This window comes from Pseudomonas sp. BN606 (genome assembly GCF_029873115.1).
GTDB lineage: Bacteria > Pseudomonadota > Gammaproteobacteria > Pseudomonadales > Pseudomonadaceae > Metapseudomonas.
Map to the genome: position 1 here is coordinate 15,496 of NZ_SSOF01000053.1, position 24,079 is coordinate 39,574.

Genomic DNA, 24,079 nt, shown 5'->3' on the forward strand with positions numbered 1-24,079 from the left:
TTTCAAACAGGCGATTCGACGCCTAACCGGGAACCACCAAGACCATGAGCGACCAACAACTCGACCAGCACGAACTGCAACAGGAAGAAAACAAGCTGATCGCCCAGCGCAAGGAAAAACTTGCCGCCGTGCGAGAAGCCAAGGCCATTGCCTTCCCCAATGACTTCCGCCGCGAAAACTACTTCGCGGACCTGCAGAAGCAATACGCCGACAAGACCAAGGAAGAGCTGGAAGCAGCCGCCATCCCGGTCAAGGTCGCTGGTCGCATCATGCTCAACCGCGGTTCTTTCATCGTTCTTCAGGACACCAGCGGCCGCCTGCAGGTCTACGTCAACCGCAAGACCCTGCCGGAAGAGACCCTGGCCGAAATCAAGACTTGGGACCTGGGCGACATCATTGGCGCTGAAGGCACCCTGGCCCGTTCCGGCAAGGGCGACCTGTACGTCGAGATGACCAACGTGCGCCTGCTGACCAAGTCCCTGCGCCCGCTGCCGGACAAGCACCACGGCCTGACCGACACCGAACAGCGCTATCGCCAGCGTTACGTCGACCTGATCGTCAACGAGGAAACCCGCAACACCTTCCGCGTGCGTTCCCAGGTGATCGCCCACATCCGCCGCTTCCTGTCCGACCGCGGTTTCCTCGAAGTGGAAACCCCGATGCTGCAGACCATTCCCGGTGGCGCCGCGGCCAAGCCGTTCGCGACCCATCACAATGCGCTGGACATGGCCATGTTCCTGCGTATCGCGCCGGAGCTTTACCTCAAGCGTCTGGTGGTAGGTGGTTTCGAGAAGGTCTTCGAAATCAACCGCAACTTCCGTAACGAAGGCGTTTCGACCCGGCACAACCCCGAGTTCACCATGCTCGAGTTCTACCAGGCCTACGCTGACTACGAAGACAACATGGACCTGACCGAGGAACTGTTCCGCGAACTGGCCCAGGCGGTGCTTGGCTCCACCGACGTGCCCTACGGCGACAAGGTCTTCCACTTCGGTGAGCCGTTCGCCCGTCTGTCCGTATTCGACGCCATCCTCAAGTACAACCCGGAAATCAGCGCCGCCGACCTCAAGGATGTCGAGAAGGCCCGTGCGATCGCCAAGCAGGCCGGTGCCAAGGTCCTCGGCCACGAAGGCCTGGGCAAGCTGCAGGTGATGATTTTCGAAGAGCTGGTGGAGCACAAGCTGGAGCAGCCGCACTTCATCACTCAGTACCCCTTCGAAGTGTCGCCGCTGGCGCGCCGCAACGACCAGGACCCGAGCGTCACCGACCGCTTCGAGTTGTTCATCGGTGGCCGCGAGATCGCCAACGCCTACTCCGAGCTGAACGACGCTGAAGACCAGGCCGAGCGCTTCATGCTGCAGGTCAAGGAGAAGGATGCCGGTGACGACGAGGCGATGCACTACGATGCCGATTTCGTAAATGCCCTGGAATACGGCATGCCGCCCACCGCTGGCGAAGGCATTGGTATCGACCGACTTGTGATGTTGCTCACCAATTCGCCGTCTATTCGTGACGTCATCCTGTTCCCGCACATGCGGCCCCAGGCTTGATGCAGGAGCAAGAATAAAACCGCCTTCGGGCGGTTTTTTCTTGGCCGCCGACCGGCATGCGAACCTTTTGCCCCGGCGCCGCTCCTACAAGGCGCTCGTCAGGGAGACAGAGCCTAAATCTCGCCAGCTCCTGCATTGATAAGCGGGATAAATGGTCAACACTTTCACCTTGAGTGAGTTCGGAGGGTTTCCTGTCTTGAACCAGTCGTCCCGCAGTGACAGCGCCGCCCGCGTGGCCAGCGCAGTTGCCGAGAGCGTGAAGTACCAGGGCCGCAAGGCCAGCCGCCAAGGTAGCGAGCAACGCCGCCAGGCGATCCTCGATGCCGCCATGCGCATCATCGTCCGCGACGGTGTGCGGGCGGTGCGCCATCGCGCCGTGGCCGCAGAGGCCCAGGTACCGCTATCGGCCACTACCTATTACTTCAAGGACATCAACGATCTCATCACCGATACCTTCGCCCAGTTCGTAGAGCGCAGTTCGGCGGTGATGGCGGCCTTCTGGGCCAGCGTGGAGGATGACCTGCAGGCCATGGCAGCGGTGCTCAGCCGCGACGGTGATTCGCGCCGGGCCATGACCGACCAGATCGTCGAACTGGCCATCCAGTACGTGCGCAGCCAGTTGGAGGAGAACCGCGACCAGTTGCTGGCCGAACATGCTTTCCGTCAGGAGGCGCTGTTGAATGCCGGTCTGCGTAATCTTGCTGACGCACATCGCAAGATACTCTCGCTGGGCGCGGAGCATTTCTTCCAGGTACTGGGTTCGGCCGAGCCCACCGAAGACGCCAAGGTGTTGACGGCCGTCATTCTGCGGATGGAATATCAGGGCCTCCTCGACGGCGTGGAAAACCTCGACATCGGCGAGATGCGAGCGGTCCTGAAGCGATACCTGTATCTGGTGATGGGACTCTGAGCGCGTAGATCAAACCCCGCTATCGCGGGGTTTTTCGTTATCACAAGGAGAGCGAGATGAAAGTCTGGCGTGCCGTGGTTGCCCTGTCCTTCCTGCTGTTGGGCGGCTGCCTGGTCACCTTCAAGGATCCTATTCCGGCCAACGAACCGGCCCCTATCCCCCTGCTCGGGGACTGGACCCGCAAGGACGAGTGGGGCGAACGCGAGTATCTGGAGATCAGCCGCTCCGGCTCCAACGTGTACAAGGCGCGCAGCTTCGAGGGCAGCAAAGACAACCTGGAGGGCATGGAGGAGTTCGGTTTCACCGTCGCTCACCACGGCCGCCGCTGGTATCTCTCTGCCGGGCTGCCGAAAAAACTGGGCGCGAACTTCGCCATCGTCGGTTTCGAGTTGACCACCGATAACGAACTGGTGGTCTACAACCTGGACGTCGAGCGCATCGAACAGGAAATGCAGGAAGGCAAGTTCCAGGGGCAGCCTGTGGAAATGCCGGACGGCGACGGCGTGCTCATCACCACTCCTCTGGATGTGGTCTTCGGCTGGCTGGATGATCCCGCGAACTCGGACGTCTTCGTTGAAGTGGCGCGTTACCAGCGCTCAGCCGAGGAGTGAGTCAACGATGACCCGTCGCAAGTTGCCTGACGATTACCAGAAAACCATTCGCGCGCTATCCGACCGCATCGTCCAGGCGCAGACGCCGATTCGCGTGCTCGACGCCGTGAAATGGGACGACAGCGTTCGCCAGGACTTCCTCAAGCACAAGGGCAAGTCCATGCCCCATGTGGACCGCGCCTACTACGAGAGCCGTCCGCTGGCCTTCGACTCGGTGGAGAAGAAGCTGGAGTTCCAGAACATCGAGCGCGATATCACCCGTCATCTGGGCCAGTTCAACCCGGTGGGGCAGATCATGCGGCGCATGTGCAAGGAATACCGCATGGTGATCCGCATGCTGGAAGCACGCGGCACCGCGGATTTCGGCCTGATTTCCCAGGAGCTCTACGGCGCGGCCTCCGATGCCTTCCATGCCGGCGATCCGACCCTGGCCGATCTCGGCCTGATGCTCTCGGACTACCTGAACAACATCGACCATCGAGGCGACCTCAAGGACGAGCCCAAGACTCTCACTGCCAAGGATGCCGTCAACCTGCTGCAGAGCCGGCTGGGAGACGTGTTCGGCGATGACACCATCCGCGTTTTCGAGTCCGACGGTATCGTCGCCGACGCGGCGGCCGGTGCGGACTACATCAAGATTCGCGCCGATGCCATGTTCAACGAGCGCGACGTGCGTGCCTTGGAAGTCCACGAGGGACTGGTGCACGTGGGTACAACCCTGAACGGCCAGAACCAACCGATCTGCACCTTCCTTTCCAAGGGCCCGCCGTCCTCCACCGTGACCCAGGAAGGCCTGGCGATCCTGATGGAAGTGATCGCGTTCGCGTCCTATCCGACCCGGCTGCGTCGGCTGACCAACCGCACCCGCGCGATCCACATGGCGGAGGAGGGGGCTGATTTCCTCGAGGTCTATCACTTCTACCGCGAGCAGGGTTACAGCATGGAGGAGAGCTATGGCAGCGCCAGCCGCGCCTTCCGGGGTTCGTTGCCGGGCGGGCTGCCGTTCACCAAGGACCTGTCCTACCTGAAGGGCTTCATCCTGATCTACAACTACATCCAGCTCGCAGTGCGCAAAGGCAAGCTGGAGCAGATCCCGCTGCTGTTCTGCGGCAAGACCACCCTGGAAGACACCCGCACGCTGCGTCAGTTGGTGGACGAAGGCCTGGTGGTGCCGCCGAAGTACCTGCCGCCGCAGTTCCGTGACCTCAACGCGCTGTCGGCGTGGATGTGCTTCTCCAACTTCCTCAACCACTTGAGCCTGGAGCGCATCGAGGCGGACTACGCCAACATTCTCTGACCGACCTTGTCGGGGCGAAGGCACTCGCCCCGGCAGAGCGGCACGAACCCTGTAGGGGCGAATTCTTTCGCCAACCAGCCCGCAGGGCTGGCCTGTGATGTTTCAGGAAGGAAATGCACATGCCCGCTTCCCGCCTCTTGCTGATCCTCTTCGTTCTGATCCTGCAAGGCTGCAGTGCGCTGCTGTTCTACCCGGACCAGCACCTGCCCTTCACGCCGGAAAAGGCCAAGCTGGAGTATCGCGATATCAGCCTGACTGCCGCCGATGGCACACGTCTGCATGCCTGGTGGCTGCCGGCCAAGCCTGGCGTGGAGGTGAAGGGGACGGTGCTACACCTGCATGGCAATGGCGGCAATGTCGCTACGCACCTGGGCGGCAGCTGGTGGTTACCAGCGAAGGGCTACCAGGTGCTGTTGCTGGATTATCGTGGCTACGGCCGCTCCGAGGGTTCGCCCAGGCTGCCGGACGTCTACCAGGACATCGATGCCGCCTTCGCCTGGCTGGACCAGGCGCCGGAGGTCCAGGGCAAGCCGGTCGTGCTGCTTGGCCAGAGCATCGGTGGCGCCTTGGCCGTGCACTACCTCTCCGAGCGTCCACAACGGCGCGATCTGCTCAAGGCCCTGGTGCTCGATGGGGTGCCGGCCAGCTACCGCGAAATCGCCCGCTACAGCCTGTCCAATGCCTGGCTGACCTGGCCATTGCAGGTGCCGTTGTCCTGGCTGGTGCCCGACGGTGACAGCGCCATACGTGGCATTGGCGAGCTGAAGGGCTTGCCGCTGCTGATCTACCACAGCATCGATGATCCGGTGGTGCCTCTTTCCAACGGCGTGCGCTTGTATCAAGCTGCGCCCCCGCCGCGGGTGTTCCAGCCGGTCCGTGGCGATCATGTGCAGACCTTCGCCGATCCCACCTGGCGGAAGGTAATGCTGCTTTACCTCGAAGACCCCACGGGCTTCGTCGGACTGCGCCGGCTGGCTGAAGTCCCGAATACAGAGAGTCCCCAATGAGCGAACGCAATCCCATCCCGCTGATCCTCACCGGCATCGGCAGCATTGTCGGCACCGTGATGGTGCTCTGGTTCTACGGTTACCTGCACTTCGCCAAACCCGAGGACGCGCTTCTGCTGTCCGACTTCACCATGCTCAAGACCATCCCCGGCGAGGACTACAAGGTTTCCCTGGAGCCCGCCGCGCAAGTGGCGCAGTGCATCGACGGCGTGCTGGTGATGTTCGATACCCAGCAAAAAGGCCTGACTGGCGTGCTCGTGGACAACAAGAAGAAAGCGGTGCGCTGCGTGGGTCAGGAGACCCCGCAAGAGGTCAAGTAAGGGGCTAGCTTCCGTAAGGAGGTGATTCGCATGAACATTCGTATCTGGCAGGGCGATATCACCACCCTGGAGGTGGACGCCATCGTCAATGCCGCCAACTCCTCGCTGCTTGGCGGCGGGGGTGTTGATGGCGCCATTCACCGCGCCGCCGGCCCCGATCTCCTCGCGCTGTGCCGTACCCTTGGCGGTTGTCCCACGGGCGAGGCACGCATCACGCCGGGCTTCCGCCTGCCTGCACGGTTCGTGATCCACACCGTCGGCCCGGTTTGGCGCGGCGGCAATCATCGTGAACCGGAACTGCTCGCCAACTGCTACCGCAACAGCCTGGCCCTGGCCGAAGCCGAAGGGCTGGCGAGCATCGCCTTTCCGGCGATCAGTTGCGGCGTGTATGGCTATCCGCTGGAGGCAGCGGCGCGTGTCGCGGTGGCCGAGTTGAAGCGGTCGAGGCCCGAGGGCAGCAGTTTGCGTGAAGTGCTGTTGGTGGCGTTCGGCGGGGACATGGTCAGGGTCTATCAAGAGGCTCTGACGTAGGTTGGTGCTGAGGAGCGGATGCCCAGCACCATAGTTTCCGGCTTTGACACCATCGTTGGGCTTCGCTGCGCTGTGCACCAACCTACGTTTCGTTAGCGCAACGACTTCGGCGACAACAACCGCAGCCCATTGAACACCACCAGCAGGCTGGCTCCCATATCGGCGAAGACCGCCATCCACAGCGTGCCTTCGCCCATCAACGTCAATGCCAGGAACACCGCCTTGATGCCCAGTGCCAGGCTGATGTTCTGCATCAGCACCCTGTGGGTACGGTGAGACAGACGGATGAATTGCGGCAGCTTGCGCAGGTCGTCGTCCATCAGCGCCACGCCGGCGGTTTCGATGGCGGTATCCGTGCCGGCGGCGCCCATGGCGAAGCCGATGTCGGCGCGGGCCAGCGCAGGCGCGTCGTTGATGCCGTCGCCGACCATGCCCACGGGCACGTTGCCGGACTGGCGCCTGCTGATTTCCGCCAGTTTGTCCGCGGGCAGCAAGTTGCCGCGTGCGTCGTCCATGCCCACCTGGCTGGCGATGGCCTGCACCGTGTGCGGGTTGTCGCCGGACAGCATCAGCGTCTTCACCCCCAGCTCATGCAGCTGGCCGATGGCCTCGCGGCTGCTGTCACGCACTGTGTCGGCCACCGCGAACAGCGCCAGCACGGCGTTTTCCCCACACAGCGCCACCACTGTCTTGCCCTGGGTTTCCAGGCCGTCCAGACGCGCTTCCAGGTCTGCCCCGCAAAGGCCGAGCTCCTCCACCAGGCGGTGATTACCCAGGTGGTAGGTTTGACCCTCGATCTGACCGCTGACGCCGCGGCCGGGCAGGGCGGCCAGGTTATCCACAGCGTAGAGCGCGATGCCGTCTACCTCGGCGGCGCGGGCCACGGCCTGGGACACCGGGTGGTCCGAACGGGCCGCCAGGCTGGCCGCCAGGGCTCGGGCGTCACGCTCATCCGCGTGCAGCAGCTCGAAGTCTGTCTGCCGGGGGCGGCCCTCGGTCAGGGTGCCGGTCTTGTCCAGCGCGATCCAGGCCAGCTTGCGGCCAAGCTCCAGGAAAACGCCTCCCTTGATCAGGATGCCGCTCCGCGCCGCCGCGGACAGGCCGCTGACGATGGTCACGGGGGTGGAGATCACCAGCGCGCAAGGGCAGGCGATCACCAGTAGCACCAGTGCCCGGTACAACCAATCGAGCCAAAGGCCGTCGAACAGCAGGGGCGGGAGCAGGGCGGTGAGTACGGCGATGAGGATCACCACTGGGGTGTAGATGCTCGAGAACCGATCGACGAAGCGCTGGGTAGGCGCGCGCGAACCCTGGGCGGCTTCCACCGCATGAATAATGCGTGCCAGGGTGCTGTCGTCGGAGGCACGGGTGGCGCGGTATTCCAATTCGCCCTCGCCATTGATTGTGCCGGCGAACAGCGGATCGCCCAGGTCCTTATCCACAGGCAGGCTCTCGCCGGTGATCGGGGCCTGGTTGACGCTGGAGCGCCCGCTCAGCACTTCACCGTCCAGAGCGATGCGCTCGCCCGGCCGCACCCGCAGGCGGGTGCCGGGCTGTACCTCACGGGCTGGGCGTTCGCGCCATTGGCCGCTTTCGAACACCGTGGCCTGTTCGGGCGCCAGTTGTAGAAGGCCGCGAATGGCGTCCCGCGCGCGTTCCAGCGATCGCGCTTCAAGGAGCTCGGCAATGGCGAACAGCACGCTGACCATGGCTGCTTCTGGCCACTGACCTATCAGCAGGGCACCGGTGACGGCGATGCTCATCAGTGCATTGATGTTCAGGTTGCGGTTCTTCAGGGCGATCCAGCCCTTCTTGTAGGTGGGCAGGCCGGCGCCGAGGATGGCGAGTATTGCCAGGCCGGCAATTGCCCATTCTGGCGCCAGGCCAAACCACTCGCAGGCTTCCGCTGCCAGCGCGGCCAGTCCAGCCAGCGCCAGGGGCCACCAGGGTTTTTTCGCTTGAGCCGGGGCCGTGGCGGAAGCGCCTTCGGCCAGTGGCACTGCCTGCATGCCCAGACTCTCGATCAGGCGTTGCAGGGGCTCGACGTCGTCGAAGCGATGGCGTACGCGCAGCAGACGCTGCATCAGATTGAATTCCAGCGCCTCGACTGCCGGGACCTTGCCCAGGGCGTCGCGGATCAGGCGTTCTTCCGTGGGACAGTCCATGGCATCGATGCGCAGGCTGCTCCAGCGAGCTTCGGCGGTAGCGGCGATGGCGGCTACTTCCGGCGTGGCGGAGCGGGGCGCATGGTCATGGTCGTGGCAGCAATGGTGGCTCATGGGTCAATTCCTGTTTGACGCTTCGAGTGGCATTGCACACCCTGTAGCAACTACAGAGTCAAGCGGAGGTGCCGCATGAAGATCGGCGAACTTGCCACCCTCACCGGGTGCCCTGTGGAAACCATCCGCTACTACGAGCGCGAAGGCCTGTTACCGGCGCCCTCGCGCAGCGCGGGCAACTACCGGCAGTACGACACGGTCCACGTCGAGCGGCTGTCGTTCATCCGCCACTGTCGTTCGCTGGACATGACCCAGGAGGAAATCCGCGCCCTGCTGGCCTTGCGCGACCGTCCCGAGGCCGATTGCGGCACCGCCAACCGGCTAATCGAGGAGCACCTGCACCATGTGGAGGTGCGCATCGCGGAGCTGCAGTCACTGCGCGACCAGCTCCATGACCTGCGCGCGCGCTGCAGCGGGGAGGGCGCAAGCGAGGCCTGCGGCATTCTCCGCGAACTGGAGCAACCGGGGCCGCCGCCGGTGACCAGCGAGGAATGCGCGCACGCCGGCCACCTGCACGTACCGGGCGTGCATCGGCGGGGCTGACTTGGCGTGCGACGGTCTAGTGGTTCGTGTTGTCGCGCTGATCACTCAATTGCCGCAGGTAGCGGCGTGAAAGAGCCAGGAAACGGGGCGTCGGCCCGATATCCTCGTACAGCGGGTCGCCCTGTTCATCGGTGGCGACCACCTGGCTGCCCTTGACGTAGGGGAAGCTAGCCTCCAGTTCCTCCAGTGCGGAACCGACCAGTTCTCCAATCAGCTCCTCGACACTGCGCTTGGGGTACATCTCGGCCAGGGCGGCCAGTCGCGCGGCGGACTCCAGGTCCAGGTGAATGCTGTACTCGCTGCGGGTCAGGCGACCCTTGGCGTTCTGCTCCCAATGGCGGACTAGTTCTCGGATTTTCATAGACACCTCATCCTCTTCCCACGTGGTTGTGGGTGGCTTTGAACTCCGGGCGGTCTCTGCCACCCGGGAGTCGTCATTCGTGATGGCGGCTATTGTTCAGACTAGCTCGCAGGCGCCTGGGGATACGCCGTTCGTCGCGCCCTTGTATCTGCATGGCGCTATCGGCAATCTGGAGGTCGAATCCAGCTAAGGAGGGGAAGGCAATGGCCGAAATAGACGCGCGCTTGCGCGAGGACGTCCACCTGCTCGGCGAGTTGCTCGGCGACACCATTCGCGCCCAGCTGGGAGATGCCTTCCTCGATAAGATCGAGCGCATTCGCAAGGGTGCCAAGGCCGCGCGTAAAGGGTCGGCTCAGGGAGAACGCCAGCTCATCGAGACCCTCGACAGCCTCAGCGACGGCGAGCTGCTACCGGTGGCTCGTGCCTTCAACCAGTTCCTCAACCTGGCGAACATCGCCGAGCAGTACCACCGCATCCGTCGGCGCGGCCCGGACGAACCGCAACCCTTCGAAGACTCGGTCCTCGGTGACCTGCTGCAGCGCCTGATCCATGCCGGTCATGGACCGGAGCAGCTGGCCCGGCAGCTCGGACGCCTGGACATCGAACTGGTGCTGACCGCCCATCCCACGGAAGTCGCGCGGCGCACCCTGATCCAGAAATACGACGCCATGGCCGCGCAGCTGGCGGCCCTGGACCATGCGGACCTTAACGAAGCCGAGCGCGAACAGACGCGCCTGCGCCTGCTGCGGCTGATCGCCGAAGCCTGGCACACCGAGGAAATCCGCCGCAGTCGGCCGAGTCCGGTGGATGAGGCGAAATGGGGCTTCGCGGTGATCGAACACTCCCTCTGGCACGCCCTGCCCAACGTGCTGCGGCATGTCGATCAGACGCTGCACGCCGCCACCGGGCTGCGCCTGCCATTGACCGCCGCGCCGGTGCGTTTCGCTTCATGGATGGGGGGCGACCGCGACGGCAATCCCAACGTCACCGCCGCCATTAGTCGCCAGGTGCTGCTGTTGGCGCGCTGGATGGCGGCCGACCTCTATCTGCGCGATGTCGATCACCTCGCCGCCGAGCTGTCCATGCAGCAAGCCAGCGATGAGTTGCGGGTGCGGGTGGGTGTTCATCCCGAGCCATACCGTGCAGTGCTCAAGCAACTGCGCGACCGCCTGCGCGCCACCCGTGCCTGGGCTGAAGCGGCGCTGGAGCGCGAAATCGCACCCGGTGCCGAGGTGCTCAGCGAGAATGCTCAATTGCTGGAACCCCTGGAGCTCTGCTATCACTCGCTACACGCCTGCGGTATGGGCGTGATCGCCGATGGCGCGCTGCTCGACTGCCTGCGCCGTGCGGCCACGTTCGGTCTGTTCCTGGTGCGCCTGGATGTCCGCCAGGACGCCAGCCGCCACGCTGCCGCCCTCGGTGAGATCACCGATTACCTTGGCCTCGGCAACTATGACAAATGGGATGAAGAGGCCCGCCTGGTCTTCCTCCAGCGCGAGCTGGACAACCGCCGTCCTCTGCTGCCTGCGAACTACCGGCCCTCTGCCGATACCGCCGAAGTGCTCGCCACCTGCCGCGTGGTGGCCAACGCTCCGGCAGCCTCCCTCGGCTCCTACGTTATCTCCATGGCCGGGGCGCCGTCCGACGTGCTGGCCGTGCAGTTGCTGCTCAAGGAAGCCGGGTTGCAACGAGCTATTCGTGTGGTGCCACTTTTCGAAACCCTGGCCGACCTCGACAACGCGGGTCACGCCATCGACCGTCTGCTGAGCCTGCCTGGCTATCGCGCCCGGTTGCACGGTCCGCAGGAAGTGATGATCGGCTACTCCGACTCGGCCAAGGACGCCGGCACCGTCGCCGCCGCCTGGGCTCAATATCGTGCCCAGGAACGCCTGGTGGACGTTTGCCGCGAGCATCAAGTGGAGTTGCTGTTGTTCCACGGCCGCGGTGGCACCGTGGGGCGCGGCGGCGGTCCGGCGCACGCGGCCATTCTGTCGCAACCACCGGGGTCGGTGGCTGGGCGATTCCGCACCACGGAGCAGGGCGAGATGATCCGCTTCAAGTTCGGTTTACCGGGTATCGCCGAGCAAAACCTCAATACCTACGTGGCGGCTGTCCTGGAGGCGACCCTGCTGCCGCCGCCGGAGCCAGAGCCCGCCTGGCGCGCAGCCATGGACCGCCTGGCTGCGGACGGTGTGACCGCATACCGCGCCGTGGTGCGCGAGCATCCGCAGTTCGTGGAGTATTTCCGCCAGGCCACGCCCGAGCAGGAACTGGGCCGCCTGCCTCTGGGCAGTCGACCCGCCAAGCGCCGCGCCGGTGGGGTGGAAAGCCTGCGGGCGATTCCGTGGATCTTCGCCTGGACCCAGACCCGCCTGATGCTACCGGCCTGGCTAGGCTGGGAAGCGGCCCTGGCCAACGCCCAGCAACGTGGCGAAACCCAGTTGCTGGCGCGAATGCGCGAGCGTTGGCCGTTCTTCGCCACGCGCATCGACATGCTTGAGATGGTCCTGGCCAAGGCCGATGCCAATATCGCCGCGCTTTACGACGAGCGGCTGGTGCCTGAAGAGCTGAAATCACTAGGTGCGCAGTTGCGCGACCTATTGTCGCAGGCGGGTACTTCGGTACTGGCTCTGACCGGCCAGTCCGAGCTTCTGGCGCATAACCCGGAGACCCGTGAAGCCATCAGTGTGCGCAATACCTACCTTGACCCCTTGCACCTGCTTCAGACGGAGCTCCTGGCCCGTTCCAGACGCTGTGAAGAGCATGTCGAGGGCCCTCTGGAACAGGCCCTTCTGGTGAGCGTGGCGGGTATCGCGGCGGGGCTTCGCAACACTGGTTGAGGCCGTTTTAGCCCCTACTTCCGGCGTCTTGTGCGCTATAGGGGCGCTGTGTATCTTGAACGTCCTTTTTGGCCCGACAGCGACGCCGAAACCCTATTCTGAGATTGGCCCCATGAGGCAAATCCGACCGATCTGAAAACAAAATCTTTGAGGAGCACATCGATGCGCGTGATTCTGCTGGGGGCCCCTGGTGCCGGCAAAGGTACTCAAGCCGGTTTCATCACCAAGAAGTTCGGCATTCCGCAAATTTCCACCGGCGACATGCTGCGCGCAGCCGTCAAGGCCGGTACCGAGCTCGGCCTGCAGGCCAAGAGCGTGATGGATGCCGGTGGCCTGGTTTCCGACGACCTGATCATCAACCTGGTCAAGGAACGCATCGCCCAGCCCGACTGCGACAACGGCTTCCTCTTCGATGGCTTCCCGCGCACCATTCCTCAGGCTGAAGCCATGAAGCAAGCCGGCGTGAGCATCGATCACGTGGTCGAGATCGCCGTGGACGACGAGGAAATCGTCGGCCGTATCGCTGGCCGTCGCGTACACCCGGCTTCCGGCCGCGTCTACCACACCGAGCACAACCCGCCGAAGGTTGCCGGCAAGGACGACGAAACCGGTGAAGATCTGATTCAGCGCGAGGACGACAAGGAAGAGACCGTGCGCAAGCGTCTCGCCGTGTACCACTCGCAGACCAAACCGCTGGTGGATTTCTACCAGAAGCTCTCTGCTGCTGAAGGCACCCCGAAGTACAGCGCCATTGCCGGCGTAGGCTCGGTGGAAGAGATCACCTCCAAGGTGCTGGCCGCGCTCAGCTGAGACGCTGCCCGTATCTGACCAACGGCCCGCTTGCGGGCCGTTGGCGTTTATAATGCGCGCCTTTTTCTGCGTCTGGACTGATCGATGACCACTCTGCTGGCCCTGGATACCGCCACCGAAGCCTGCTCCGTCGCCCTGCTGCATGACGGCAAGGTGCTTAGCCACTACGAGGTGATCCCGCGTCTGCACGCCCAGCGCCTGCTGCCGATGATCCAGGCCCTGCTGGGCGAGGCCGGCGTGCCGCTGTCGGCGCTGGATGCCATCGCCTTCGGTCGTGGCCCCGGGGCTTTCACCGGTGTGCGTATCGCCATTGGTGTCGTCCAGGGGTTGGCCTTTGCCTTGGATCGTCCGGTGCTGCCGGTGTCGGACCTGGCCGTGCTGGCCCAGCGCGCCCACCGCGAGCAGGGTGTCGATCAGGTGGCCGCCGCCATCGACGCTCGGATGGATGAGGTCTACTGGGGCTGCTACCGCCTGGACGCCGGTGAAATGCGCCTGGCTGGGTTGGAAGCCGTTTTGCCGCCCGAGCAAGCGCTGCTGCCGCGTGATGCCAGCGGTGACTGGTACGGTGCCGGTACTGGCTGGGGTACTTTCGCCGCGCGGATTCCGGTTGCGATCAGTGGTCAGTCGCCGAACCTGCTGCCCCACGCCGAAGACCTGCTGAGCCTGGCCCGTTTCGCCTGGGCGCGAGGCGAGGCTGTGCCCGCCGATCAGGCTCAGCCGGTCTACCTGCGCGACAACGTCGCCACGCCCAAGGCGCCGCAGTAGAATTGCGTCAATGAGCCCTGCGCCGCGGATTGCCAAGCCGTGGCCGGGCGGCTAGAGTCCACCCGCAATCATTTCGAAACGCCAGCACTGCCGAGCAGTAATCGATGCGCATCGACGGCTTCACCTCTTCCTTTCCGCTGGAACGCAGCCCCCGCCAGGGCAGCGCGGTCACGCCTTTTCGCGAGATCCAGCGTGAAGAAGAAGCTCGCCGCGAGCAGCCGGGCACCCCGTCCTCGACCCAGGGTTACGAACAGGCTCCCCAGCCCCGCCGCGTGCAGGCCAGCAATGGCTCCGGCGACAGCCTGCCGGTGCGTCCGCAGGATCTGATCCAGCAGCAGCGCAACATGAGCAACCGCGCCGCCCAGGCCATTGCCAGCTACAGCACCACCGCCCGCATGACCGCCGAGTACGACGCCCCCGAAGTCCTCGGTCTCGATCTCTACGCCTGATGCTGCCTTACCATCTGGGCTGCCCGTCCTGGAACGAGCCGGCCTGGCGCGGTAGCTTCTATCCCGCCGACCTACGTCCTGCCGATACCCTTGGCCACTACGTTCAGGTGTTCAACGCGGTGGAAGGCAATACCACCTTCTATGCCCGTCCCTCCGCTGACACCTTGCAGCGTTGGGCGAATACGATGCCGGAGCGGTTTCGATTCTGTGCAAAGGTGCCCCGCGATATCAGCCACGAAGGCGATCTGCGTGACCAGTTCGCCGCCACGTCGGACTTCCTCAAGCTCCTGGCTCCCCTTGGCCAACGCCTGGCGCCGCTCTGGCTGCAGCTGCCGGCGGCCTTCGGCCCGAGCCGCCTGGGCGAACTGGCTTGCTGGCTGGACGAGTTCCAGCATCAGCCCATCGCGGTGGAAGTGCGAAGCCCGGCCTTCTTCGACAAGGGGGGCGATGAGCGGCTGCTCAACCGCCTGCTGCATGAGCGTGGCGTGGAGCGAATCTGCCTGGATTCACGGGCGTTGTTCAGCGTTCGTTCTCAGGACCCGGCGGTGCTTCATGCTCAGTCGAAGAAGCCACGTGTGCCGGTGCGGCCCACGGCCTTCAGTGGCAGTCCGCAGGTGCGCTTCATCGGTGGGCCGGACCTGGACGCCAACCAGCCATTCCTCGAGCCCTGGCTGAACAAGGTCGCCGACTGGATCGAGCAAGGCCTTACGCCGAACGTCTTTCTGCACACCCCGGATAACCATCTGGCCGCGGCCCAGGCCCTGCGCTTTCATGCCAGCCTGTGCGAGCGCTTGCCTGAATTGCCGGAGCTGGTGATTCCGGAGCCGTCTGCGCAACAACTGGGCCTGCTCTGAGAGTTAGCGGGGGTGCGCGCATCCACAGTTCGCGGGATCACGAAATGACCTGCTTCGCCTTGGGCTAGGCTATCGAACTCTTCCCCACGGATTGCGGAGCCTGCCATGTCCACACAAGCCCAACGCGGTGAAGCCTTCGCCAGTCTGCATCGAGGCCCTGGCGTTCTCGTTCTGCCCAATCCCTGGGACGCCGGCTCGGCGAAGATGCTCGCCCACCTGGGGTTCCATGCACTGGCCACTACCAGTGCCGGCCTGGCGTTCGCCTTGGGCCGAAGGGATGCCGAAGGCAATGTCAGCCGCGACGAGGCCCTGGCCAATGCTCGCGAAATCGTGGAAGCCACATCGTTGCCGGTGGCGGCGGACCTGGAGAATGGTTACGGCGATCATCCCGAGGACTGTGCGGCGACTATTCGTGCCGCCGCTTCCGTTGGATTGGTTGGCGGTTCCATCGAAGACGCCAGTGGGCGTCCGGAAGCCCCCATCTACCCCATGGACCTGGCCGTGGAACGTATCCGTGCCGCAGTTGTGGCCGCTCGCGGCCTTGGTTTTCCGTTCACCCTGGCGGCCCGGGCGGAGAATTACCTTCATGGCCGTCCCGACCTGGACGATACCCTGCGCCGCTTGGTGGCTTATGCTGAAGCCGGTGCCGACGTGCTCTATGCGCCTGGCCTGAGCACTCGAGAACAGATTCACGAGGCGGTGCTTGCCGTGGCACCGCGGCCAGTGAATGTGCTGGTGGGATCGGCCAGTTTCAAGCTGAGCCTGGATGAACTGGCCGAGCTTGGGGTCAAGCGCGTCAGCGTTGGTTCGAACCTGGCGCGCGTGGCTCTTGGTGCCTTCTACCAGGCTGCCGAAGCACTGCGCCGGGGCGACTTGGCATCCATGTCCCATGCGATGCCCTTCGACCGCCTGAACGACCTGTTCAAGCCCTGAGCCTGACTTGCGTCGAATCCTGCTCGGTATCGCGGCGCTGACTGTTCTGCTGGCGCCGCCTGTGGGGCAGGGGTGGCGTCTGGAGTTGCCGCCGCGCTGGAATCCCTGGGCGCCGCTGGATGTGCGGGAAGCGCCCAACCTGATGACCCGCTTCAAGGTCTCTCGCATGCAGGGCCATCCCGAACTTTGCCGACAGGCCCTGGCCAGTTCTCCACTGCGGTATGCGGCATTGCCCGATAGTGCCCCGATCGCCGGTTGTCCTCTCTCCAATAGCGTGCGTATCAGCGCATCCGATCTGACCTTCAGCAGCAGCTTCATCGCCACGTGCGAACTTGCGGTAGCCTTCGCCCTATTCGAGCGCCATGGCCTACAGCCCGCTGCTCAGCAGGTATTCGGCCAGCGAGTGACGCGCATCGACCACCTGGGAAGCTTCGCCTGCCGCAACATCGAAAGCAGCCAGCGTCGGAGCCAGCATGCGTCGGCCAACGCGCTGGATATCGCTGGCTTCCGACTGGCCGACGGTCGCCATATTTCGGTGGCCAGGGATTGGGCTGGGGAGGGAGACAATGCCCGATTCCTTCGTGAGGTGCGGGAAGCAGCCTGTAAACACTTCAAAGTGACCCTCGGCCCGGATTACAACGCGGCTCATCGCGACCACTTCCATCTGGACATGGGGCGATTCCGCATGTGTCGCTGAGACGGGCGCGAAACTGCGTCACCGGTCTGGCAGAATGCGCGGGTTTTTACCGGTCAGGCGATTGCGTCCATGAGTGAAGATTCTGTCAGGGTGAGGGCCGAGGCCCTCGAGCCGGCTTTTACCGAAGCGCTGGATGTTTGGGCTGCGCGCCTGGGCCTGACGCGCGAAGGTGAGGCGGAGTTCGCCCTGCAACTGGGCGGCGAGGGTCTGCAACTGCTACAGCTCGGGCCGGACTCACCTGGGCCGGTGCGGGTGGATTTCGTCGAGGGCGCCGCTGCTCACCGGCGCAAGTTCGGTGGTGGCAGCGGGCAGATGATTGCCAAGGCTGTCGGCGTGCAGCCGGGCGTGCGCCCAACGGTGCTGGATGCCACGGCCGGGCTTGGTCGCGATGCCTTCGTCCTGGCGACGCTGGGTTGCGACATGACCCTGATCGAGCGTCAGCCGTTGATCGCCGCCTTGCTGGAAGATGGCCTGGCTCGCGCCGGTCATGACCTGGAAACGTCGGCCATCGCTGCACGCATGCGCCTGCTGCATGGCAATGCCATCGAGCTGATGCGCAATTGGCAGGGTGAGGCCCCCCAGGTCATCTACCTTGACCCGATGTTTCCGCACCGCGACAAGAGCGCCCTGGTGAAGAAGGAAATGCGCCTGTTCCGTCCCCTGGTCGGGGACGACCAGGACGCGCCGGCCCTGCTGGAGGCCGCCCTGGCCCTGGCCAGTCACCGGGTCGTGGTGAAGCGCCCGCGCAAGGCGCCGATCATCGAAGGCGCAAAGCCGGGTTATGCGCTGGAAGGCAAGTCCAGCCGCTACGACATCTATCCGAAGAAGAAGCTCGGGGCCTGAGCTACAGCGTTGGCTCCAGCGCAAGCATCACGCTGGACCACCGCACCCCGGAAATCAGGGCGCATACGCCCTGATGAACAGCTCGACCACTTCCTTTACATGCTCTTCGGCTTCTTCCCCTTCCAGGGCTGTCGCGCAGCCAATCAGCATGCGGAAGTTGTGCCCGCCCTTGATCAGGCAGAAGAAATGCTCGGCAGCGTTCTGCGGGTGGTCAATGCGTAGCTTGCCGGCCTGGTTGGCGTGCTCCAGCAGCCCGGTCATTTCCTGCAGGATCTGCAGCGGTCCCGCCTCGTAGAACATGCGCGACAGCTTCTGATCCTGGTTGGCCATGGCCACCATCACCCGGTGCAGCTCCAGGGATTCCCGGCTGTTGATCAGCTGGTGGAAGCTGCGGCCGATGTTCAGCAGCACATGCTCGATGCTGGCGTCCGCCGGCAGCTCGAACAGCAGCTCTGGCAGCTGCTCCTCGCATTTCGCCTTAACCGCGGCAGAGAACAGCGTCTCCTTGTCGGTGAAGTGGCTGTACACGGTCAGCTTGGACACGCCGGCCTCGGCGGCGATGGCGTCCATGCTGCTGCCGTCGTAGCCGTTCTGTAGGAAAAGATTCTTCGCGGCTTCGAGAATTGCCTTTCTCTTCGCGGGATCTTTCGGGCGGCCTGGGCCGCTTGTCGGAAATGAATTGTCTGACATTTCTTTATAAATACTGGACTGGTGAGTTTGCTATTTTTACTATACCCAGCAGTATAAATATTCCAGCTGCTCTTCGCGAAAGGTCATTCATCATGTTTCGCCATGCCTTGCCCCTCGCTTTGCCCATTTCCCTCTCCCTTTTGATCACGGCCTGCGGTAATGGGGAGCCCGTGCAACAGGTGGTGCGACCGGCCATGGTGGTGCAACCCGAGCCTGCTGCCGATGCGGTGGATACCTTCCCGGGCGAGGTGCGCTCGCGTTACGAGCCGGATCTGGCCTTCCGTATCGGCGGCAAGATCGCCAAGCGCCTGGTGGAAGTGGGCCAGCGGGTGAAGAAGGATCAGGCCCTGGCCGAGCTGGACCCGGAGGACGTGCGTCTTCAACTGGAAGCCAGCCGGGCTCAGGTGGCCGCGGCTGACGCGAACCTCAAGCTGGTGCGGGCCGAGCGGGATCGCTACCGCACCTTGCTGGACCGCCAGATGATCAGCCGTTCCCAGTACGACAACGTGGAGAACCAGTACCGGGCCGGCGAGGCGCGGGTGAAGCAGATCAAGGCCGAACATAACGTCGCCAGCAACCAGGCTGCCTATACCGTTCTGCGCGCGTCCCAGGACGGTGTGATCGCCAGCCGACGAGCTGAAGTAGGACAGGTGGTGGCCGCCGGGCAGACCGTCTTCACCCTGGCTGCCGATGGTGAGCGCGAAGTGGTGATCAGCCTGCCGGAACATGCAATCGATCGCTTCAAGGTGGGTCAGGATGTGGCGGTGGAACTCTGGTCGCTTCCCGACCAGCGATTCCCGGCGCGAATCCGTGAACTGGCGCCAGCAGCAGATTCACAGTCGCGCACGTTCGCCGCGCGTGTCGCCTTCAACGATGGCAAGGCACCCGCCGAACTGGGACAAAGCGCCCGCGTGTTCATCCGCAGCAATGGCTCCGTGCCGCTCTCCGTACCGCTCTCGGCGCTAACCGCCGAGGCAGGCCAGCCTTACGTCTGGGTCGTCGACCCGAAAGACTCCACGCTGAAGCGCCGCCAAGTGCGCGTCGGCCCCTATGGCGAGGATCGCGTACCAGTGCTCGAAGGTCTCCAGCCTGATGACTGGGTGGTGGCCGCTGGCGTGCAGGTGCTGCGCGAAGGCCAGCAGGTGCGGCCGGTGGACCGTGCGAACCGTTCGGTGAAGATGCTGGCCAAGGAGTAAGGCGTCGTGAACTTCAACCTATCCGCCTGGGCGCTGCAGAATCGCCAGATCGTCCTCTACATCATGCTGCTGCTGGGCATCGTTGGGGCCATTTCCTACACCAAGCTGGGGCAGAGCGAAGATCCGCCCTTCACCTTCAAGGCCATGGTGGTGCGTACGAACTGGCCGGGCGCCAGCGCCGAGGAAGTGTCCCGCCAGGTCACCGAACGCATCGAGAAGAAGCTGATGGAGACCGGCGAGTACGACAAGATCATCTCCTTCTCCCGCCCCGGCGAGTCGCAGGTGACCTTCATCGCTCGCGATTCCATGCATTCCAATGAGATTCCCGAGCTCTGGTACCAGGTCCGCAAGAAGATCAGCGACATTCGCCACACCTTGCCGCCGGGAATCCAGGGGCCGTTCTTCAACGACGAGTTCGGTACCACCTTCGGCAATATCTATGCGCTGACCGGCGAAGGCTTCGACTACGCAGTGCTCAAGGACTATGCCGACCGCATCCAGCTGCAGCTGCAGCGAGTCAAGGATGTGGGCAAGGTGGAGCTGCTCGGCCTGCAGGACGAGAAGATCTGGATCGAACTGTCCAACGTGAAACTGGCAACCCTGGGACTTCCGCTCGCTGCCGTGCAGCAAGCCCTGGAAGAGCAGAACGCGGTGGCGGCAGCCGGCTTCTTCGAAACCCCAAGCGACCGTGTGCAGCTGAGGGTTTCCGGCCGCTTCGATTCGGTGAAGGAAATCCGCGATTTCCCTATCCGCGTGGGCGACCGCACCTTCCGCATCGGCGATGTCGCAGAAGTTCGCCGTGGCTTCAATGACCCGCCGGCACCGCGCATGCGCTTCATGGGCGAGGACGCCATTGGTCTGGCTGTGTCCATGAAGGCCGGAGGCGACATCCTGGTGCTCGGCCAGGCGCTGGAAACCGAGTTCGCCCGCCTGCAGCAGAATCTGCCGGCCGGCATGCAGCTGCGCAAGGTGTCGGACCAGCCGGCAGCGGTGAAGACCGGAGTAGGGGAGTTCGTCCGCGTGCTCACCGAAGCGCTGATCATCGTGTTGCTGGTGAGCTTCTTCTCCCTGGGCCTGCGTACGGGCCTGGTGGTGGCGCTGTCCATTCCGCTGGTGTTGGCAATGACCTTCGCCACGATGTACTACCTCGGCATCGGCCTGCACAAGATTTCCCTTGGCGCCCTGGTGCTCGCGCTTGGCCTGTTGGTGGACGACGCGATCATTGCGGTGGAGATGATGGCCATCAAGATGGAGCAGGGCTACGACCGCCTGAAGGCAGCGAGCTATGCCTGGAGCAGCACCGCATTCCCCATGCTCACCGGCACTCTGATCACCGCCGCCGGCTTCCTGCCCATCGCCACCGCGCAGTCGGGTACGGGCGAATACACCCGCTCGATCTTCCAGGTGGTGACCATCGCCCTGGTGGTGTCCTGGATCGCCGCGGTGATGTTCGTGCCCTACCTGGGCGACCGACTGCTGCCGGACCTTGCCAAGCTGCATGCGAAGAAGCACGGCGGCAGCGACAAGGGCCACGACCCATACGGCACGCCCTTCTACCAGCGCGTCCGTCGCGTGGTGGAGTGGTGCGTGCGGCGGCGCAAGACGGTGATCCTGCTGACCCTGGCGGCGTTCGTCGCTTCCATTGCCCTGTTCCGTTTCGTGCCCCAGCAGTTCTTCCCATCCTCCGGACGCCTGGAGCTGATGGTCGACCTCAAGCTGGGCGAGGGTTCGTCCCTGGCCAATACCGAGGTCGAGGTGAAGCGCCTGGAGCAGCTGCTCCGCGAGCATCCGGGTGTGGACAACTATGTGGCCTATGTCGGCACCGGTTCGCCACGTTTCTATCTGCCGCTGGATCAACAATTGCCGGCGGCGAGCTTCGCCCAGTTCGTCGTGCTGGCCAAATCCATCGAATCGCGCGAAGAAATTCGCAGTTGGTTGATCCAGGTGTTGAACGACGAGTTCCCCACTCTGCGCAGCCGTATCTCGCGTCTGGAGAACGGCCCGCCGGTGGGTTACCCGGTGCAGTTCCGCGTTTCCGGTGAGCACATCGACGAAGTCCGTGCCCTGGCCCGCAAGGTTGCCGACAAGGTTCGTGAGAACCCCCATGTCGTCAACGTGCATCTGGACTGGGAAGAGCCCAGCAAGGTGGTGCGCCTGAATATCGAACAGGACCGCGCGCGTGCCATGGGTGTGAGTACCGCCGATCTATCGCGCTTCCTGCAGAGTTCACTGACCGGCGCGCCGGTGAGCCAGTACCGCGAGGACAACGAGCTGATCGAGATACTCCTGCGCGGCACGGTGCGCGAGCGCCAGGAGCTGGCCCTGTTGCCGAGCCTGGCGGTGCCCACCGACAGCGGCCACAGCGTGCCGTTGTCGCAGATTGCCACCCTGGAATACGGTTTCGAGGAAGGCATCATCTGGCACCGCAATCGCCTGCCGACCGTTACCGTGCGTGCCGATATCTACGACAAGTCGCTGCCGGCGGGGCTGGTCAAGGATATCTCGCCAACGCTGGATCCGATCCGCGCAGAGCTGCCGGACGGTTACCTGCTGGAAGTGGGCGGCACGGTGGAAGACTCCGCTCGCGGGCAGAAGTCAGTGAATGCTGGCATGCCGCTGTTCATCGTGGTCGTGCTGACGCTGCTGATGTTGCAGCTGAAGAGCTTCTCGCGCTCGGCCATGGTGTTCCTAACCGCGCCTCTGGGGCTGATCGGTGTGACCCTGTTCCTGTTGGTGTTCCGCCAGCCGTTCGGCTTCGTCGCCATGCTCGGCACTATCGCTCTGGCGGGGATGATCATGCGCAACTCGGTGATCCTGGTTGACCAGATCGAGCAGGACATCGCCCTCGGACTGGATCGCTGGCACGCCATCATCGAAGCCACGGTGCGGCGCTTCCGGCCCATCGTGCTCACCGCACTGGCGGCGGTGCTGGCGATGATCCCGTTGTCGCGCAGCGTATTCTTCGGGCCGATGGCCGTTGCCATCATGGGTGGCCTGATCGTTGCCACGGCCCTGACGCTACTGTTCCTGCCTGCTCTCTACGCGGCTTGGTTCCGGGTCAAACCGGCTGAAGCGGAACAGGTCCGGGCGGTACCGGTGCCATACACCCAGCCCAGCCATTGACGACAAAGGCCCCTCCGGGGGCCTTTTTCATGGGCGTCCCGGTCGATCCTGCCAATCATCAGGCCACTTCTTCCCGAGCTCTTGGCGTTGATCGCCTGTGGGCAGAGACTGGCCGGGCCTGTCTCCGCCCATCACAACAAGACGAGGTGCCCATGCAGCACGCGACCCAGGTGGACTTGCTCAAACGGACCCTGGCCCTGGTGGAACGGGGCGTCTCCGAATGCGTCGAGACGCCCTCATCACTACCCGTGGACCTGTACCTGGACGAGCAACGCTACCGCCGCGAGCGAGACGAGGTCCTTCGGCGCGAGCCGTTGCTGGTGGCTCGCTCCGTGGAGATTCCCGCGGGCCACTTCATTACCCGTGATCTGTTGGCGCCGCTGCTGCTGACCCGCGACGAACAGGGCAGGTTGCGGGCCTTCCTCAATGTCTGCAAGCACCGAGGTACCCAGCTGGTGGGCGATGTGGCCGGGCGCAACCGCGTCTTCGTCTGTCCTTATCACGCCTGGTCCTACAACCCCGATGGCCAGCTGCGGGGTATCCCCCATGGCTACGGCTTCGAGGGCATCGACCGTACCTGCCTGAATCTCACCGAAGTCCCGGTGGCCGAGCGCTTTGGCGCCATTTGGGCCCGGCACTCACCGGGGCCTGCGCTGGACATGGATGCCTTCTTCGGCGAACAGATCCTGGCCGATTTCGACAGTTTTGCCTTGGAAGGGCACGTGCTCTTCGACCCCCAGGACATTCGCCGGCCGGTGAACTGGAAACTGACCATCGACACCTTCCTCGAGAACTACCACGTCTCCCGCGCCCACCAGGCCACCATCGATCACCTGTTCTGGCCCAACCTGGGACTGTTCGAGCGTTTCGGCCGGCATATCCGCAACTACTACGTGAAGCGCAACCTGCGGGAGATCCTCGACCAGCCCGAGCGGGATTGGGACCTGCGGCGCCATGGCAACCTGTTGTACTTCCTCTGGCCCAACACGCTGGTGCTGGTGGAGCCGGACCACATCGACTTTTCCACCGTATTCCCCGACGGTCCCCTCGCGACCCGCGTGCTGGGCCATACCCTGCTGCCGGAGACTCCGGCAACGGAAAAGGCACAGCGCTATTTCGAGAAGAACAACGCCATTCTCTATTCGGCATTGGAGGAAGACTTCGCCATGGCCGCACGAGTGCAGGCGGGAATCCAGGCCGGCGCGAGCGACCGGCTCTGGCATGGCCGGTTCGAACAGGCGCTGAGATGGTTCCATCAGGGGCTGGATGAGGCGTTGGCGGAGGAGCGGGTGGAGGTTTTATGATTGGTTCCGCATCGCCGGACAGCGCTGGCCTGAAATTTGGCAACCTAGGGGGGGACGGGGGCTCCGGCGCGGCTGGAGCCGGATGTAGGAGCAAGTTTTTTGCTTCCTTTTCACGGAGCTGGCCATCCGGCGATTGGAAAAGAGAGTCGCCCGGCAAGGCGAAACG

22 protein-coding genes are annotated in these 24,079 nt (G+C 63.9%); 19 read left to right on the forward strand and 3 right to left on the reverse strand.

Going from position 1 to position 24,079, the window contains the following annotated elements; translation table 11 throughout:
• Positions 1–44 precede the first annotated feature (44 nt).
• The 7 genes from lysS to E8E75_RS08565 all read left to right on the forward strand — a co-directional run bounded on the left by lysS (position 45) and on the right by E8E75_RS08565 (position 6,226).
• Positions 45–1,550 (forward strand): lysine--tRNA ligase, encoded by a 1,506-nt coding sequence (lysS, locus tag E8E75_RS08535; protein WP_153920800.1) that lies wholly within the window; start codon positions 45–47, stop codon positions 1,548–1,550.
• A gap of 196 nt (positions 1,551–1,746) precedes the next feature.
• Positions 1,747–2,460, forward strand: coding sequence for a TetR family transcriptional regulator (locus E8E75_RS08540; protein WP_120655366.1), 714 nt, complete (start codon positions 1,747–1,749; stop codon positions 2,458–2,460).
• A gap of 56 nt (positions 2,461–2,516) precedes the next feature.
• Positions 2,517–3,071, forward strand: a complete 555-nt coding sequence (locus tag E8E75_RS08545) for a hypothetical protein (RefSeq protein WP_120654816.1) — start codon at positions 2,517–2,519, stop codon at positions 3,069–3,071.
• A gap of 7 nt (positions 3,072–3,078) precedes the next feature.
• On the forward strand, positions 3,079–4,368 hold the full coding sequence (locus E8E75_RS08550; RefSeq protein ID WP_120654817.1) for a flavohemoglobin expression-modulating QEGLA motif protein: 1,290 nt from the start codon (positions 3,079–3,081) through the stop codon (positions 4,366–4,368).
• Between the two features lie 113 nt (positions 4,369–4,481).
• Positions 4,482–5,375 (forward strand): alpha/beta hydrolase, encoded by an 894-nt coding sequence (locus E8E75_RS08555; protein WP_120654818.1) that lies wholly within the window; start codon positions 4,482–4,484, stop codon positions 5,373–5,375.
• The gene (locus tag E8E75_RS08560) at positions 5,372–5,695 is read left to right on the forward strand and encodes a hypothetical protein (RefSeq protein ID WP_120654819.1); all 324 of its coding nucleotides are present in this window, start codon (positions 5,372–5,374) and stop codon (positions 5,693–5,695) included. The genes E8E75_RS08555 and E8E75_RS08560 overlap by 4 nt, the downstream gene beginning before the upstream one ends.
• A gap of 30 nt (positions 5,696–5,725) precedes the next feature.
• Complete coding sequence (locus tag E8E75_RS08565; RefSeq protein ID WP_120654820.1) at positions 5,726–6,226, forward strand: O-acetyl-ADP-ribose deacetylase; 501 nt, start codon at positions 5,726–5,728, stop codon at positions 6,224–6,226.
• Positions 6,227–6,318: 92 nt separating this feature from the next.
• Here the strand turns inward: E8E75_RS08565 and E8E75_RS08570 are convergent, their stop codons facing one another.
• On the reverse strand, positions 6,319–8,505 hold the full coding sequence (locus E8E75_RS08570) for a heavy metal translocating P-type ATPase (protein ID WP_153920802.1): 2,187 nt from the start codon (positions 8,503–8,505) through the stop codon (positions 6,319–6,321).
• Positions 8,506–8,580: 75 nt separating this feature from the next.
• Between E8E75_RS08570 and cadR the strand changes: the two genes are divergently transcribed.
• Complete coding sequence (gene cadR / locus E8E75_RS08575; protein ID WP_028627406.1) at positions 8,581–9,048, forward strand: Cd(II)/Pb(II)-responsive transcriptional regulator; 468 nt, start codon at positions 8,581–8,583, stop codon at positions 9,046–9,048.
• A 16-nt stretch (positions 9,049–9,064) separates the two neighbouring features.
• On the opposite strand, the gene E8E75_RS08580 is transcribed toward cadR, so the two are convergent.
• Positions 9,065–9,409 carry a pilin assembly protein gene (locus E8E75_RS08580; protein ID WP_120654822.1) on the reverse strand — a complete coding sequence of 115 codons (345 nt, stop codon included), beginning with the start codon at positions 9,407–9,409 and terminating at the stop codon, positions 9,065–9,067.
• Between the two features lie 203 nt (positions 9,410–9,612).
• On the opposite strand from E8E75_RS08580, the gene ppc reads away from it, so the two are divergent.
• The 8 genes from ppc (at position 9,613) to E8E75_RS08620 (ending at position 17,600) form a co-directional block, all read left to right on the forward strand.
• Complete coding sequence (gene ppc, locus E8E75_RS08585; RefSeq protein WP_153920804.1) at positions 9,613–12,249, forward strand: phosphoenolpyruvate carboxylase; 2,637 nt, start codon at positions 9,613–9,615, stop codon at positions 12,247–12,249.
• Positions 12,250–12,411: 162 nt separating this feature from the next.
• Complete coding sequence (adk, locus tag E8E75_RS08590; protein WP_120654824.1) at positions 12,412–13,059, forward strand: adenylate kinase; 648 nt, start codon at positions 12,412–12,414, stop codon at positions 13,057–13,059.
• 84 nt (positions 13,060–13,143) lie between these two features.
• The gene (tsaB, locus tag E8E75_RS08595; RefSeq protein ID WP_120654825.1) at positions 13,144–13,824 is read left to right on the forward strand and encodes a tRNA (adenosine(37)-N6)-threonylcarbamoyltransferase complex dimerization subunit type 1 TsaB; all 681 of its coding nucleotides are present in this window, start codon (positions 13,144–13,146) and stop codon (positions 13,822–13,824) included.
• 104 nt (positions 13,825–13,928) lie between these two features.
• Positions 13,929–14,273, forward strand: a complete 345-nt coding sequence (locus tag E8E75_RS08600; RefSeq protein ID WP_120654826.1) for a hypothetical protein — start codon at positions 13,929–13,931, stop codon at positions 14,271–14,273.
• Positions 14,273–15,127 carry a DUF72 domain-containing protein gene (locus E8E75_RS08605; RefSeq protein WP_153920806.1) on the forward strand — a complete coding sequence of 285 codons (855 nt, stop codon included), beginning with the start codon at positions 14,273–14,275 and terminating at the stop codon, positions 15,125–15,127. Before E8E75_RS08600 ends, E8E75_RS08605 begins: the two co-directional genes overlap by 1 nt.
• A 105-nt stretch (positions 15,128–15,232) precedes the next feature.
• Positions 15,233–16,060 (forward strand): isocitrate lyase/phosphoenolpyruvate mutase family protein, encoded by an 828-nt coding sequence (locus E8E75_RS08610; RefSeq protein ID WP_153920808.1) that lies wholly within the window; start codon positions 15,233–15,235, stop codon positions 16,058–16,060.
• Positions 16,061–16,088: 28 nt separating this feature from the next.
• Positions 16,089–16,757 carry an extensin family protein gene (locus E8E75_RS08615; RefSeq protein ID WP_256661053.1) on the forward strand — a complete coding sequence of 223 codons (669 nt, stop codon included), beginning with the start codon at positions 16,089–16,091 and terminating at the stop codon, positions 16,755–16,757.
• Positions 16,758–16,826: 69 nt separating this feature from the next.
• Positions 16,827–17,600, forward strand: a complete 774-nt coding sequence (locus E8E75_RS08620; RefSeq protein ID WP_153920810.1) for a class I SAM-dependent methyltransferase — start codon at positions 16,827–16,829, stop codon at positions 17,598–17,600.
• 54 nt (positions 17,601–17,654) lie between these two features.
• On the opposite strand, the gene E8E75_RS08625 is transcribed toward E8E75_RS08620, so the two are convergent.
• The gene (locus E8E75_RS08625; protein WP_120654830.1) at positions 17,655–18,290 is read right to left on the reverse strand and encodes a TetR/AcrR family transcriptional regulator; all 636 of its coding nucleotides are present in this window, start codon (positions 18,288–18,290) and stop codon (positions 17,655–17,657) included.
• A gap of 92 nt (positions 18,291–18,382) precedes the next feature.
• Here E8E75_RS08625 and E8E75_RS08630 point away from each other — a divergent pair, with 92 nt between their 5' ends.
• The 3 genes from E8E75_RS08630 to E8E75_RS08640 all read left to right on the forward strand — a co-directional run bounded on the left by E8E75_RS08630 (position 18,383) and on the right by E8E75_RS08640 (position 23,913).
• Positions 18,383–19,486 carry an efflux RND transporter periplasmic adaptor subunit gene (locus tag E8E75_RS08630; RefSeq protein WP_153920812.1) on the forward strand — a complete coding sequence of 368 codons (1,104 nt, stop codon included), beginning with the start codon at positions 18,383–18,385 and terminating at the stop codon, positions 19,484–19,486.
• Between the two features lie 6 nt (positions 19,487–19,492).
• Positions 19,493–22,609 (forward strand): efflux RND transporter permease subunit, encoded by a 3,117-nt coding sequence (locus E8E75_RS08635; protein WP_280358537.1) that lies wholly within the window; start codon positions 19,493–19,495, stop codon positions 22,607–22,609.
• A gap of 152 nt (positions 22,610–22,761) precedes the next feature.
• Positions 22,762–23,913, forward strand: a complete 1,152-nt coding sequence (locus E8E75_RS08640) for an SRPBCC family protein (RefSeq protein WP_178123538.1) — start codon at positions 22,762–22,764, stop codon at positions 23,911–23,913.
• Positions 23,914–24,079: the final 166 nt, after the last annotated feature.

What these genes read in the sequence shown, in the direction of transcription:
- E8E75_RS08640 (WP_178123538.1), top strand. Translation starts at nt 22,762, where the DNA reads ATGCAGCACGCGACCCAGGTGGACTTGCTCAAACGGACCCTGGCCCTG.
- E8E75_RS08630 (WP_153920812.1), top strand. Translation starts at nt 18,383, where the DNA reads ATGTTTCGCCATGCCTTGCCCCTCGCTTTGCCCATTTCCCTCTCCCTT.
- E8E75_RS08545 (WP_120654816.1), top strand. Translation starts at nt 2,517, where the DNA reads ATGAAAGTCTGGCGTGCCGTGGTTGCCCTGTCCTTCCTGCTGTTGGGC.
- ppc (WP_153920804.1), top strand. Translation starts at nt 9,613, where the DNA reads ATGGCCGAAATAGACGCGCGCTTGCGCGAGGACGTCCACCTGCTCGGC.
- E8E75_RS08570 (WP_153920802.1), bottom strand. Translation starts at nt 8,505, where the DNA reads ATGAGCCACCATTGCTGCCACGACCATGACCATGCGCCCCGCTCCGCC.
- E8E75_RS08610 (WP_153920808.1), top strand. Translation starts at nt 15,233, where the DNA reads ATGTCCACACAAGCCCAACGCGGTGAAGCCTTCGCCAGTCTGCATCGA.
- tsaB (WP_120654825.1), top strand. Translation starts at nt 13,144, where the DNA reads ATGACCACTCTGCTGGCCCTGGATACCGCCACCGAAGCCTGCTCCGTC.
- adk (WP_120654824.1), top strand. Translation starts at nt 12,412, where the DNA reads ATGCGCGTGATTCTGCTGGGGGCCCCTGGTGCCGGCAAAGGTACTCAA.
- E8E75_RS08580 (WP_120654822.1), bottom strand. Translation starts at nt 9,409, where the DNA reads ATGAAAATCCGAGAACTAGTCCGCCATTGGGAGCAGAACGCCAAGGGT.
- E8E75_RS08550 (WP_120654817.1), top strand. Translation starts at nt 3,079, where the DNA reads ATGACCCGTCGCAAGTTGCCTGACGATTACCAGAAAACCATTCGCGCG.
- E8E75_RS08605 (WP_153920806.1), top strand. Translation starts at nt 14,273, where the DNA reads ATGCTGCCTTACCATCTGGGCTGCCCGTCCTGGAACGAGCCGGCCTGG.
- E8E75_RS08620 (WP_153920810.1), top strand. Translation starts at nt 16,827, where the DNA reads ATGAGTGAAGATTCTGTCAGGGTGAGGGCCGAGGCCCTCGAGCCGGCT.
- E8E75_RS08560 (WP_120654819.1), top strand. Translation starts at nt 5,372, where the DNA reads ATGAGCGAACGCAATCCCATCCCGCTGATCCTCACCGGCATCGGCAGC.
- cadR (WP_028627406.1), top strand. Translation starts at nt 8,581, where the DNA reads ATGAAGATCGGCGAACTTGCCACCCTCACCGGGTGCCCTGTGGAAACC.
- E8E75_RS08555 (WP_120654818.1), top strand. Translation starts at nt 4,482, where the DNA reads ATGCACATGCCCGCTTCCCGCCTCTTGCTGATCCTCTTCGTTCTGATC.
- E8E75_RS08565 (WP_120654820.1), top strand. Translation starts at nt 5,726, where the DNA reads ATGAACATTCGTATCTGGCAGGGCGATATCACCACCCTGGAGGTGGAC.
- E8E75_RS08625 (WP_120654830.1), bottom strand. Translation starts at nt 18,290, where the DNA reads ATGTCAGACAATTCATTTCCGACAAGCGGCCCAGGCCGCCCGAAAGAT.
- E8E75_RS08600 (WP_120654826.1), top strand. Translation starts at nt 13,929, where the DNA reads ATGCGCATCGACGGCTTCACCTCTTCCTTTCCGCTGGAACGCAGCCCC.
- lysS (WP_153920800.1), top strand. Translation starts at nt 45, where the DNA reads ATGAGCGACCAACAACTCGACCAGCACGAACTGCAACAGGAAGAAAAC.